The organism is Phenylobacterium sp., assembly GCF_019636135.1.
Taxonomy (GTDB): domain Bacteria; phylum Pseudomonadota; class Alphaproteobacteria; order Caulobacterales; family Caulobacteraceae; genus Phenylobacterium.
This window is the reverse complement of the sequence record NZ_JAHBYD010000010.1, coordinates 58667-70861: the sequence shown is the minus strand read 5'-3', so window position 1 is coordinate 70861 and position 12195 is coordinate 58667. Positions and strand designations below refer to the sequence as shown.

The 12195-nt window shown below is 70.6% G+C and carries 13 protein-coding genes; 3 read left to right on the top strand and 10 right to left on the bottom strand.

The annotated features are described in order from the left end of the window. Positions 1-3 precede the first annotated feature (3 nt). The 6 genes from KF737_RS09085 to KF737_RS09060 all read right to left on the bottom strand — a co-directional run bounded on the left by KF737_RS09085 (position 4) and on the right by KF737_RS09060 (position 7500). Positions 4-1194 (bottom strand): acyl-CoA dehydrogenase, encoded by a 1191-nt coding sequence (locus KF737_RS09085; protein ID WP_296453355.1) that lies wholly within the window; start codon positions 1192-1194, stop codon positions 4-6. Between the two features lie 36 nt (positions 1195-1230). Beyond that, the gene (locus KF737_RS09080; protein WP_296453352.1) at positions 1231-2061 is read right to left on the bottom strand and encodes an enoyl-CoA hydratase-related protein; all 831 of its coding nucleotides are present in this window, start codon (positions 2059-2061) and stop codon (positions 1231-1233) included. Positions 2062-2151: 90 nt separating this feature from the next. After that, positions 2152-2835, bottom strand: a complete 684-nt coding sequence (locus tag KF737_RS09075; RefSeq protein ID WP_296453350.1) for a Fe2+-dependent dioxygenase — start codon at positions 2833-2835, stop codon at positions 2152-2154. A gap of 79 nt (positions 2836-2914) precedes the next feature. Beyond that, positions 2915-5302, bottom strand: coding sequence for a TonB-dependent siderophore receptor (locus KF737_RS09070; protein ID WP_296453347.1), 2388 nt, complete (start codon positions 5300-5302; stop codon positions 2915-2917). A gap of 141 nt (positions 5303-5443) precedes the next feature. Continuing rightward, positions 5444-6091 carry a PepSY-associated TM helix domain-containing protein gene (locus KF737_RS09065; protein ID WP_296453344.1) on the bottom strand — a complete coding sequence of 216 codons (648 nt, stop codon included), beginning with the start codon at positions 6089-6091 and terminating at the stop codon, positions 5444-5446. Continuing rightward, positions 6088-7500, bottom strand: coding sequence for a DUF2271 domain-containing protein (locus KF737_RS09060; RefSeq protein ID WP_296453341.1), 1413 nt, complete (start codon positions 7498-7500; stop codon positions 6088-6090). The genes KF737_RS09065 and KF737_RS09060 overlap by 4 nt, the downstream gene beginning before the upstream one ends. Positions 7501-7590: 90 nt before the next feature. Between KF737_RS09060 and KF737_RS09055 the strand changes: the two genes are divergently transcribed. Next, complete coding sequence (locus tag KF737_RS09055) at positions 7591-8514, top strand: DUF4198 domain-containing protein (RefSeq protein WP_296453337.1); 924 nt, start codon at positions 7591-7593, stop codon at positions 8512-8514. On the opposite strand, the gene KF737_RS09050 is transcribed toward KF737_RS09055, so the two are convergent. After that, the gene (locus tag KF737_RS09050) at positions 8511-9683 is read right to left on the bottom strand and encodes a PepSY domain-containing protein (protein ID WP_296453335.1); all 1173 of its coding nucleotides are present in this window, start codon (positions 9681-9683) and stop codon (positions 8511-8513) included. The genes KF737_RS09055 and KF737_RS09050 overlap by 4 nt on opposite strands. Positions 9684-9849: 166 nt before the next feature. Between KF737_RS09050 and KF737_RS09045 the strand changes: the two genes are divergently transcribed. Further along, a complete protein-coding gene (locus KF737_RS09045) occupies positions 9850-10029 on the top strand; it encodes a hypothetical protein (protein ID WP_296453332.1) in 180 nt (59 codons plus the stop codon). On the opposite strand, the gene cysQ is transcribed toward KF737_RS09045, so the two are convergent. Further along, on the bottom strand, positions 10030-10797 hold the full coding sequence (cysQ, locus tag KF737_RS09040) for a 3'(2'),5'-bisphosphate nucleotidase CysQ (RefSeq protein WP_296453331.1): 768 nt from the start codon (positions 10795-10797) through the stop codon (positions 10030-10032). It abuts the gene before it with no gap. Then, the gene (locus KF737_RS09035) at positions 10794-11006 is read right to left on the bottom strand and encodes a DUF3553 domain-containing protein (RefSeq protein WP_296453329.1); all 213 of its coding nucleotides are present in this window, start codon (positions 11004-11006) and stop codon (positions 10794-10796) included. Before KF737_RS09035 ends, cysQ begins: the two co-directional genes overlap by 4 nt. A gap of 64 nt (positions 11007-11070) precedes the next feature. On the opposite strand from KF737_RS09035, the gene chpT reads away from it, so the two are divergent. After that, positions 11071-11718 (top strand): histidine phosphotransferase ChpT, encoded by a 648-nt coding sequence (chpT, locus tag KF737_RS09030; protein ID WP_296453327.1) that lies wholly within the window; start codon positions 11071-11073, stop codon positions 11716-11718. Here chpT and KF737_RS09025 read toward each other — a convergent pair. After that, positions 11715-12086, bottom strand: a complete 372-nt coding sequence (locus KF737_RS09025) for an MmcQ/YjbR family DNA-binding protein (protein ID WP_296453325.1) — start codon at positions 12084-12086, stop codon at positions 11715-11717. The genes chpT and KF737_RS09025 overlap by 4 nt on opposite strands. Positions 12087-12195 lie beyond the last annotated feature (109 nt).

The following is a 12195-nucleotide window of genomic DNA, read 5'->3' as shown; positions in this document are numbered from 1 at the left end:
CCCTCAGAATGCGCTCTCGCCGGTGATCGCGCGGCCCAGGATCAGGGCGTGGACGTCGTGGGCGCCTTCGTAGGTGTTGACCGTCTCCATGTTCATGGCGTGGCGCATCACGTGGTACTCGCCCGAGATGCCGTTGCCGCCGTGCATGTCGCGGGCCTCGCGGGCGATCGCCAGCGCCTTGCCGCAGTTGTTGCGCTTCAGCATCGAGATGGCTTCGGGGACCCACGCGCCCTCGTCGATCAGCCGGCCCAGGGCCAGCGCGCCCTCGAAGCCCAGCGCGATCTCCGTCGACATGTCGGCCAGCTTCTTCTGCACGAGCTGGCGCGAGGCCAGCGTGCGGCCGAAGAGGGTGCGGCTCGACGTGTAGTCCCGCGCCGCGTGCATGCAGAACTCCGCGGCGCCCATGGCGCCCCAGGCGATCCCGTAGCGCGCCTTGTTCAGGCACGAGAACGGCCCGCGAAGCCCCTCGACGCCCGGCAGCATCATGTCGTCCGGCACGAACACGTCCGAGAGCGAGATCTCGCCCGTCACCGACGAGCGCAGGCTGAGCTTGCCCTCGATCTTCGGCGTCTCCAGCCCCTTCGACCCGCGCTCGACCAGGAAGCCCCGGATCTTGCCGTCCAGCTTGGCCCAGACGAGGCAGACGTCGCTGATCGGCGAATTGGTGATCCACATCTTCGCGCCGTTCAGCACGTAGCCGCCGTCGACCTTCTTCGCGTTCGTCCGCATCGAGGCGGGGTCCGAGCCGCCGTCGGGCTCGGTGAGGCCGAAGCAGCCGACGATCCTGCCGGCCGCCATGCCGGGCAGGAACCTGCGCCGCTGCTCCTCCGAGCCGAACGCATAGATCGGGTACATCACCAGCGACGACTGCACGCTCATCGCCGAGCGGTAGCCGGAGTCGATCGCCTCGATCTCGCGGGCGATCAGGCCGTAGGCCACATGGTTCACGCCGGCGCAGCCGTATTCCTCGGGCAGCGTTGGGCCGAGGAAGCCCAGCTCGCCCATCTCGGTCATGATCTCGCGGTCGAACCGCTCCTCGGCGAAGGCCGAGACCACGCGCGGCAGCAGCTTGTCGCGGGCGTACTGGCGCGCGGTCTCCCAGACCATCCGCTCCTCGTCGGAGAGGCGCGAGGACAGGTCGAGGGGATCGTCCCAACGGTAGGTCTTTTGGGGCGCGCCGGAATCGAGAGGCATGAACGGTCTCCTTCTGCGCGCCGCGATACCGGGTTTTCAGGTCCCCGTGTAGACGCCTTTGCGCTTCTCGAGGAATGAGGCGCGGGATTCCGCGGAATCGTTGACCGCCTTGCGGGCCAGGCTGAGGCCGAGGGTCTCGTAGCGGAGCGCGGACTGCAGGTCGGCGCCCTGGTTCTCCTGCAGCACGCGCTTGGACATGCGCAGCGCCAGCGGCGGCCACTGGGCCATCTCCTCGCCATAGGCCACGGCGGCGTCCACCAGCTCGGCCGCCGGCACGATGCGGTTGAGGAGGCCGAGGCGCAGCGCCTCCTCGGCGCCGACGGCGCGGCTGGTGAAGATCATGTCGGCCGCCGCCGCATAGCCGATCACCCGCGGCAGGAAGTACGACAGGCCGCTGTCGGGCGACAGGTTCCGCTCGATGAAGACGCTCTTGAAGCGCGCGTTCTCGGACCCGATCCGCACGTCGCAGGCCATGGCGGTGGAGAGCCCCGCGCCGGCCGCCACGCCATTGATCGCGCCGATCACCGGCTTGTCGAACGTCTCCCACATGGTGGCCCAGCGGCCGACCCAGCCCATCTCGTCGATGCGCTCGTTCTGGTCGGCGGGCGGCGGGGGGCCGCCGGCCTGCATGATCGCCGCGCCCGTGAGGTCGGCCCCCGCGCAGAAGCCGCGGCCGGCGCCCGTCAGCACCACGACCCGCACCGCATCGTCCGCCCGCGCCGCCTCCAGCGCCTCCGGCATCTCGGCCATCACCTTGCGCCCGATGGCGTTCAGCCGGTCCGGGATGTTGAGGGTGATGATCGCGACGGCGCCGCGGATCTCGTAGGTCAGGGTCTCGAACGTTGGGGCCTGCGCGCCGTCCGTCATCTCGTCCTCCCGGTCTGGTCGCGCAGACACTCGCCCCGAAAGGCCGGCGCGGGAAGATGCGTTGCGGCTATGGGATCAGAACCGGGCGGCCTACAGCTCGGCCCACATCCGCAGAAGGTTCTGGTAGGTCCCGGTCAGCGACACGATGGCGGGCGCGCCCAGGCCGACCTCCTGCGCGAGGTTCTGGATCGCCACGTCCATGTCGAACAGCAGCGTGCGCTGCGCGTCGTCGCGTATCAGGCTCTGGATCCAGAAGAAGCTGGCCACGCGCTCGCCGCGGGTCACCGGCATGACCCGGTGCAGGCTGGCCGCGGGATAGAGGATCAGGTCGCCGGCCGGCAGCTTCACCTCGTGCGCGCCGTAGGTGTCCTCCACCACGAGCTCGCCGCCGTCGTAGGCGTCGGGCCCGGAGAGGAACAGCGTCGCCGACAGGTCGGTGCGGATGCGGACGTTCTGGTGGCGCTGGAAGCGCAGCGCGTTGTCCACGTGGTCGCCGAAGGTCTCGCCGCCCCCGTAGCGGTTGAACAGCGGCGGATAGACCGTGTGCGGCAGCGCCGCGGCCATGAAGAGCGCGCTCTTCGTCACGGCCTCGCGCACCCGGGCGCCGGCGTCGCGGGCGGCGTCCGAGCCCTCGGGGAGCTGGCGGTTCCGCTTGGCCAGGCGCGACTGCTTGCCGGACGTGGCGTTGCCGTCCTCCCAGGGGGCGGCCTCGATCAGGGCGCGGAGGCTCGCGACCTCAGCCGCGCTCAGCACACCGGGGACATGCAGCATCATGAGCGGAACCTAGACCGAAAAGCCCCCCGCCTGCGAGCAGGCGGGGGGCGGCGACCGGTCCTGAAGTGCATTCAGGGATTCAGAACCGGTAGTTCGCGGTGAGCGTGGCGTTGCGGGTGTCGCCCGGCGTGGCCCAGCCGTTGTTGCGGATGCGGATGTAGTACTCCTTGTCGAGCACGTTGTTCACGTTCAGCCGCACCTCGAGGGTGTCCGTCGGGTACCAGGCCACCGTGATGCGGTGGACGAAGTAGTCGTCCGACTTCACCAGGGGGATGGTCGTGCGCGCCGGCGGGTTCGAGTTGGTGATCTGGCCGTGCTGGGTGAGGTAGGCCTCGCCCTGGTAGGTGACGCCGTAGCCGAACTGCAGCTTCCACTCCGGCACGTCGTAGGTGGTGAACAGGCTGAAGGCGTGGTTCGGCACCTGCAGCAGGTCGTCGCCCTTCGTGAAGTCGCGGCCCAGGTTGGCGGCGAAGTCGTCGACGCCCTGGATCACCTTCGAATTCAGGTAGGTGTAGTTGGCGAACACCGACCATTGCTCGGTCACCTTGCCGGTGACGCCGAGCGCCACGCCGTCGACCCGCGCCGTGCCGTCGAGCTGCTGGACCGGGATGGTCGGATCGTTGGACGCCACGCGATAGTTCGACCGCTTGTTGCGGAACAGGGCGCCGGTGAGCGAGAGCCGCCCGTCGATGTCCCACTTCGCGCCCACTTCGAAGTTCTCGGCCTTCTCGGGATCAACCGTGCAGTTCGTGGCCGCGTTGCAGGCCCCGGAGCCGTTCACGGTCGCCTGGGACGGCGTCTCGGAGTTGCCGTACGCAATGTAGAGGCTGGCGTTGGGGATCGGCTTGTAGACCAGGCCGATGCGGTAGGTCAGCAGGTTGTCGTCCGAGCGGTTTTCGATACCGGGAGTGACCACGCCCAGCGTCGGGCCCACGACGGTCGAGTAGGCGTCGGTCGAGTTGACGCCCTCGTTGTGCTCCCAGCGGAGGCCGCCGTTGATCGAGAACTGCTCGTTCAACTGGATGTTGTCGAACAGGTAGACGGCCTGGTTCTTGCGGTTGCCGTTCTGGATGCTGCCCCGGATGTAGTTGATCGGGCCGGTATAGATGTTGTTGGGGTTGGCGATGTTGATCGGCGCCAGCGCCACGGTCGAGCCGTTGGGGTTGCGGAACAGGTTGCCGGTGTCGAGGCGGAAATCCTCCTCGGTGAACGAGAAGCCGGCGACCAGCGTGTGCTGCATGCCCGCGAACTCGCCGTCCCAGGTGAAGTCGGTCTGGTTGTAGAGCAGCGTGTTCTTCGAGTTGCGCAGGTTCCCGCGCGGACCCGACGGGGCGTAGAAGCCCGGCGCCGGATCGGTAGCGAGACACGCCGTGTAGCCGGTGATGTTCGTCGCCGTCGTCGTCTGGCTGAAGCCGACCGCCTTCTGGCCGTTGGCCAGGCAGTAGACGCCCTGCGGCGGGTCCACGACGGTCAACTGCGTCACGCGCTGGTAGCGGCTGAGGTTGCGGACCTTGAGGCCGTTGCCGAAGTCGTGGTCGATGATGCCCGTGAACACGTCGACCTGCTGGCGCTGCTTGTCGATGTTCGAGTAGCCGAAGTAGTCGCTCGGATCGACGCCGGGGACCGCGCCGCCGTTGTAGTACGGGACGCCGTACTGCGGCGTGTTGCGGTCTTCCTGGTGCAGGTAAAGGGCGGTGAACTGGGTCGGGCCGTTCAGGCCGATGGTGATGGCCGGCGCGATGCCGAAGCGCTTGAACTTCTCGACGTCTCGGCCCGGCGCGTCGTTGCGGTGGGCCATGACGTTCAGGCGAACCGCGATGCTGTCGTTGATCGCATGGTTCGCGTCGATCGTGCCGCGGTAGTAGTTGTCGGTCCCGACGCCGGCGGAAACGGTCGTGGAATTGCGACGCGTCGGCCGCTTGGAGACGATGTTGATCGTCCCGCCGACCGAACCCGAGCCCTGCTGGACCGAGTTGGCGCCGTTGGTGACCTCGATCTGCTCGAGGTTGAACGGGTCCGAGCGGCTGTACTGGGCGCTGTCGCGCACGTTGTCGACGGTGATGTCGTTGTTGGCCGAGTAGCCGCGCAGGTTGATCGAGTCGCCGAAGCCGCCGCCGCCTTCGCCGGCGCCGAACGTGATGCCGGGCACGGTCGAGAGGATGTCGCGCAGCGAGAGCAGGTTCTGCGCCGCGATCGTGCCGCGCGAGATGACCGTCACGGTCTGCGGGTTGTTCAGCGGGTCCGCGGTGACCTTGGGGTTGTTCTGCTTGAGGATCTGCCCCTGGACCTCGACGCTGGTCACGGTCCCGGCCTGGTCCTGGTCGGCGGTGGCCATCGCCGCGTCGGCGGCGGCGTCGCCGCCGTCCGCGGCGCAGGCGGCTCCGCCCAGGGAGAGGCCGGCCAGGCCGGCGGCCGCGAACGTCAGCGCGCGGGTCTTGCGGGCGACGACGCCCTTTGAACTCTTCACCATATCCCCCGGTGTCCCTCGGACTATTGCGACTAAGAATGCGAGGCGTTCTTAGTTTAGGCGCAATCTCGCGGCAATGAGAATCATTCGCAATAAACGAAAAAGCGGCGCCTTGGCCGTTCGCCGGCCACGGACGGCCTCTCAGGGGGTGAAGAGGACCACGACGGCGACCAGGCCCGCGAGGCTCACGGCCGTCAGGATGAGGCTGGTGCGCAGGCGGAAGCGCAGGCTGAAGAACAGCACGTAGCCGATCACCGAAAGCGCGATCACGACGATCGCGGAGATATCGATCACGGCCTTCCAGGCCGCGCCCGCGTTCTTGCCGCGGTGCAGGTCGTTCAGCGTGGTCAGCAGGTTCGAGGCCTTGGTGGTCACCTCGACCTCGCCGGACGTGAGGTCGCCCAGGATGTCGGTCGCCCCCTTCACGCCCTCGAGGCGCAACTGCGCCTCGCCGTCGATGATCTCGCCGCTCTGGAACTCACCCAGCACCGGCGTCTTCTTCGCCACCGCCGCCGCCAGCGCGCGGGGCGGCTCCTTCGCCGCGTTCACCGCGGCGATCTCGGCCGGCGTGAACTGCAGCCTGGCCTCGTGCTCGGGCTGATCCTTCAGGTCCGCGGTCCACTCCGGGTGGTTCAGCAGGAGCCCGGTGACCGAGAAGAAGATCAGCGCCAGGAAGGCGAAGGCCGACAGGTAGCCGTGCCAGGCGCGGGACTGGCGGTAGAGTTCGCCCTTCCAGCTCCCGCCCTTCGCCGTCTTCCGCGCCGCCTTCGGCTTCGCGTCGGCCTTCACTTGCCCTTCCCGTAGCGCACCTGCGCCGCGCCCAGCTCGTCTTTCGCCGCAGCGGAGCCCGTCACCGGCGCGGCGCCCAGGTTCACCTCGATGGTCTGGTAGGCGTGGCCGCCGTGCTCGCGGGCGGCCTCGATGTGGATCAGGTAGCGGCCCTGCGCGGCGCGCTTGCCGCTCTCGTCGGTCCCGTCCCAGGCCACGGTGTAGCGGCCCGGCGGGCGGGTGGGCTTGCCCATGGCCTCGACCGCGCCCGCCTGCTTGCGCCCGTAGCGCCGCCACCAGACGTAGTTGTCTTCCTGCCAGTCCTGCCGCGTGCCCTGGATGAGCAGCGTCTTGATCGGGTTCTTCTCGGTGTCGGTCACCCAGACGATCACGTAGGGCTTCTTGTAGTTCGGCGCGTCCAGCTTCGGGATCGTGTAGGTCACCTCCGCCTGGAAGCCGGCGGGGATCGCCGCGCCGGCCTGGCACGCCGCCACGAAGCCCTCGCTCGCCCACTGGCCGCCCGCGGCGTCCACGACCATCGCCTCGACGCCGTCCAGCGCGGCGACCAGCACCTTGCCCTCGTCGGCGGGCATCACGGCGAGCGCCGTGGCGAGCGCGTCGGCGGTCATCGCGTCGGGCGCCAGCACGGCGGCCTGGCGGCGCGGGGCGGGCGCGCCGGTGTGGGGGTCGAGCAGGCGCGACTGCGCCAGGCCGTCGAGACTGCGGTCGCGGGGGCCGGGGCCGCTGACCGCCAGGGCGGCGTTGCGGACGGCGATGCGGGCCAGCGGCGGCGCGTTGTCGGCCGCCTGGGCGGGATCGGCGACGCCGACGCGCCAGTCGCGATCGCCCCAGCAGGCGATGTCGCCGCCCACGTCCACGAGGATGGCGGTGGCGCAGGGCGCCGACCGGCGCGCGGCGGCCAGCGCGCGGTCGATGACGAAGCCCTTCGCCGCGGCGTCGATGGCGAAGGTCACGCCGGCCGGCCGCTCGACCCGCAGGCTCGCGCGGTCCAGTCGGACATCCGCCCGCCCGGCGACGGCGGCCGCCGCGCAGGCCGCGTCGGCGTCACCGGCGTCCAGGGCCGCCTCCGCACCGCCCAGGCGCCCCGAGAACCAGCCATCCGTCTTCGCGCGCCAGCGCTCGCAGGCGGCGAGCACCGAGAAGAGGTCGTTCGAGACCGTCATCGACGCCGCGCGGTTCAGCGCCGCCAGTTCGCTGTCGTCGCGCCAGCCCGAGAGGACACGGTCCAGCCGGCCGATCTCCGAGACGGCGGCGGCGAAGGCGAAGTCCGCATCGGCCTTGCGCGGCGCTTCGACCGCCATGTCGAAGGATGTCCCCAGCACGTGGTCCAGGTGGTAGGACCACGTCGTCGGCGCCTCGGTCGGCGAGAGGGCGGCGGCGACGGCGGCGGACGCGAAGAGCAGGGACATACGGACTCCAGACGCATTCTCGGACGTTGGCGCCCTTGTATGTGCGAATGGTTCGCATTAGCAAGGCGGCAGAGCTTGTGGAGACTGGAAATGCGCCGGATCGCTGGAGTTGCGTTGTTCGTAGGCGGTCTCGCCCTGGCCCAGGGGGCCTTCGCGCACACACCCTACCTCAAGCCGACGACCTTTGCACCCAAGCATCCGTTCGTCTCGGTCGAGGCGGCGCTGACGGAAGGCGCCTTCTTCGTCCCCGACATGCCGATCCGCGGCGAAGCGCCGTTCTGGGTGACCGGCAACGACGGCCAGCCGGTCAAGGCCGCGAATGTGGTGATGCTCAAGGAGTTCGCGGTCGTGGAGGTCGACCTTCCCGCCGACGGCACGTACCGCATCTCCACCGGCGAGCGCGCCGGGCGCAGCGCCAAGTGGGTCAAGATCGACGGCGCCTGGAAGATGGTCCGGCCTGCGGGCGGTCCGGGTCGCGGCGGCGGCGCTCCTCCCGCCGGCGCTCCCCCCGCGGGCGGTCCTCCGGCCGGCGCGGCGGGTGGCGGCCCGCCCCCTGGCGCCGGCGGCGGCCAGAGCCGCTTCGTGGAAGAGAGCGCGATCCCGGCAGGCGCCGAGACGATGACCGCGGTCGGCTACAACCGCTCCGAGACCTACGTCACCAAGGGCGCGCCGACGAACGGTGCGCTGAAGCCCACGGGCCAGGGCCTCGAAGTCGAGGCGATCAGCCATCCCAACGAGGCCTTCGCCGGCGAGGCGTTCAAGATCCGCGTCCTGAACGACGGCAAGCCGCTCCCCACCTTCGCCTTCACGCTCTCGCGGGCCGGCGACGTCTACGTCGACCAGCGTTTCGCGCAGACAGTCCGCACCGACGCGGCCGGCGCGGCCAGCCTCAAGCTGCCGACCCCCGGCGTCTACGTGCTGCAGGCGAGCTACCCTGTGCGCGAGGAGGGCGCGGCGCCCGCGCCCGTCGCGAAGTCGAGCAGCTACACGCTGACCTTCGAGGTCACGCGCTAGGCCTGCCCGTGCCGGACGGCGCGCCGCCGCGCGCGCCGCCTGAGCCACATGACGACCCCGGTGATCCCGAGCACCGCCGGCGCGATCCCGGCGACGAAGATGATCGCCTGCCAGGCGGGGCCCATCCCGTTCCCGTCGTGGATCTGGCGCATCAGCGGCGAGATCCCGTCCTTCGGCGGTTCCGCGCCCTGGCCGTCCCCGCCGCCAGGACCGCGCTCGCGAACGGCCTTCGCCGCGCCCGTCGCATCGACCACCTGCACGGTCCGGGGCCGCTCGGCGCCCGGGACCTTCAGTTGCACGCGCCAGGCCGGCTCGTCGCCACGGGTCGGCGTGTTGACCTCGGTGACCACTGCGCCGGTCGCCTCGGCCCGGGCCGCGGCGACCGCCTGGCCCACCGTCAGGCTGGGCGCGGGGATCGGGGGCGCGAAGCGGCCGGGGCCGGCCGCGCGCGGCGGCGGCGGCGGCAGGCCGAAAAGCGCGCGGCTCGTCTGCGGGAACGAGATGTAGACGCCGGTCAGGCTCAGCACCGCCAGCGGCGCGCACACCCAGAACCCGATCAGGTGATGCAGGTTGAAGAGCGTTGAGGCGCCGCGGCGCCAGCGCAGGCCCTGGCGGACCCCGCCGCGCCGCGGCCACCAGAGCCACAGCCCCGTCGCGCACGAGACGAACATCGCCCAGCCCAGCCAGCCCACGACCTGGCGGCCCAGCGCCGGCCCCGGCCCGCTGGAGGGCGGCAGCATCAGCGAGCCGTGGATGCGGTGCATGACCATCGTCGGCTGCTTCGCGATCTCGGCCTTGCCGAGCAGCGCCCCGGTCGGCGGGTCGATCCAGGCGTTCATCGTGCGCGGGCGGCCGCCCGGGCCCGGCGCGCCCTCGATCCGCCCCACCGCCACGACCGGGTCACCGGCGTTCTGCGGCAGGCGCACCTGGGTCAGCCGCGCCTCGTCGCCGAACGCCACCTGCGCGGCGTCCGCATAAGCCTGCACCGGCAGTGAAGCCGTTGGCCCGCTCGTTGCGTATCTCCCGGCATAGAGAGCGCGGTCGATCGGATCGTGCCAGACGAGGATCGCTCCCGTGACGCTCAGCGGAATGAGCACGACCACCAGGCCCGCACCGATCCAGAGGTGTACGTCGAGCCACAGCCGACGGAGCCTGGACAACAGCGTCATGGGCGGAGGACTCTCCAAGCGCGGCCCTGGCTCCCCGACGGACCGGGCCGCCTCCTCTGCTAGTTCGGGCGATTTGACCGGACAAGGGCGAGCGGGGCTGCAACCCCCGTGGGGCGCTTTCGTTGAGATGGGGGAGAACGCCGCCCCGAGGCCCCGAGAGTCCGCGATGACCCTGCTGAAGCCCTATATGCTGCTGGCCTGCGTGGCCTTCATGACCGGCTTCATCGGCTACTGGGTCATCGGCCATGCCCTGGTCGCCGCGGAACCGCCCGCCGGCCCGGTCTACGAAGCGCCGGTGTCGGCGGTCGCGCCGGTCGACGACTTCGGACCCGGCAAGCACATCTAGTCAGCCGCCCTTCGCGACGAACCAGCCGTTGCGGAACTTGTCGGCGGCCTTGCCGTAGAGCACCGGCCCGCCCTCGGGCGTGCGCACCGTCCCGCCGGCCGCCTCCAGCACCGCGTGGCCCGCGGCGATGTCCCATTCCATGGTCGGTCCGTGGCGTGGATAGAGGTCGGCCGCGCCCTCGGCGATCCGTACGAACTTGATGGACGAATCCATCGGCTCGGGCAGGTCGAAGCCGTACTGGTCCATCAGCTTGCGGCGGGTCTCGTCCTTCATGGTGTGGCTGACCAGGGCCACCGCCTTGCCCTTCGGCCACGACCGGACCCGCACGCGCGCGGCCGGCCCGCCGTTCGTGCGCTTCATCGCCACGCCGCCCTGCGTGAACCAGGTCTCGCCCGTGGGCGGCGCGTTGACGGCGCCGGCGACGGGCCGCCCGTCGACGATCAGCGCGATGTTCACCGTGAAGTTCGGGTCGCCGCGCACGAACGCCTTGGTGCCGTCCACCGGGTCGACCAGGAAGAAACGCGGGCCGATCGACTGCGGCGTCCCGAACTCGCTGGCGTCCTCCTCCGAGATCACCGGCACGTCCGGGAAATGGCGCGCCAGATGTTCCAGGATCAGCGCCTCGCCGCGCCGGTCGGCCTCGGTCACCGGGCTCTCGTCGGCCTTGGCGTGTACGGTCAGGCCGGTCTTCCAGAGGGGCAGGATCAGCGCCGCCGCGGCTTCGCAAATCCCGGCCAGCACCTCGCCCACGTCGTTCTCGTCGCTCAACTCGTCCCTCGGTCCAGTTCCTGCGGGTCGTCGCCGGCGAAGCCGAGCGTGACCACGCCCGCGTCGATCGTCTGCTTGCCCGCGTGCTCGAAGTTCACGGTCACCTTGCGGCCCGCCACCGACTGGACCTGGCCCAGCCCCCAGTCGGGCCGGGTGGGGTGACGCACCAGGACGCCCGGCTCCAGGAAGGGGTCCGAAAACCTGTCCATCCCGGGTTCCTTAGAGAGGCGGAGGCGTTTCCCCAACCGCCAAATCGCGTAAAGGTCGGCCCCCATGATCGAGACCGCCGAAAACGTCCGCACCGCCGAGGTGGCCGCCTATCTGGCCGCCAGGATGTGCCACGACTTCATCAGCCCCGCGAGCGCCATCGCCTCGGGCCTGGACCTGCTGGAAGACCCCTCGGCGCAGGACATGCGCGAGGAGGCGATGGGTCTCATCGTCTCGTCGTCGAAGAAGCTGGCCGACCTGCTCTCGTTCTCCCGCGTGGCGTTCGGGGCCAGCGCCTCGGCCGAGACCTTCGACGTGCGCGAGCTGGAGAAGCTGGCCGCCGGCGTCTTCGACCACATGCGCGCCGAGCTGGCCTGGGCGGTGGACGTCCCGGCGGTGAACAAGCCCGCGGCGCGCACGCTGCTGAACCTCGCGCAGATGGCCGGCGCGGCGCTGCCGACCGGCGGCGTGGCGAAGGTGCAGGCGGTGCAGGAGGGCGCGTCCATCGCCATCGCCATCGAAGCCACCGGGCCGCGCGCGCGGCTGCGCCCCGAGGTGCTGGCCGGCCTGCAGGGCCAGCCGCCGGGCGAGGGCCTGCACGGCCACTGGGTCCAGGCCTACTACACCCACCTCTTCGTGGGCGACGCGGGCGGCCGCGTCTTCGCCGACGTGCAGGAGGAGCGGGTCGTCTTCGCCGCCACCCTGCCGGCCTAGATTCCGGGATAGCGCTTCAGCACGGCCTTCGGCGCCGAGAGCCGCCAGGCCTCGCGGAACAGCGCCGCGAGCTCGTCCGCCTCGATCCGCGCCAGCCGCACCAGGACGGCCGGATAGCCGCGGTAGTGATCGTCGTCGAAGAACCGCTCAGGCGCGGCCGCGATCAGCATCTCCTTGCGCGCCAGGTCGCAGCGCACGGCCAGCACGTCGATCCGCGGCAACCGCTTGCCCTTCGGCGTCTCGCGCACGAGGTACGTCCAGGCGAAGCCCTTGCCGCCCACGGTGAACCCGAGGTGCGTCTCGCTGCACGCGTCCGCCGCCTCGGGCAGGGCGGCCGCCAGGGCGCGGATCTCGGGAACGCCGACCATGGCCGCACGATAGCGCCGCCGTTGACCGCGGGCGAGCCGCGGGCCTGAGCTCGGCTTTCGTTCGGGTCGAGGGGGCGTGCGCGTGGGAACCATCCTGAAGCTGGCGGCC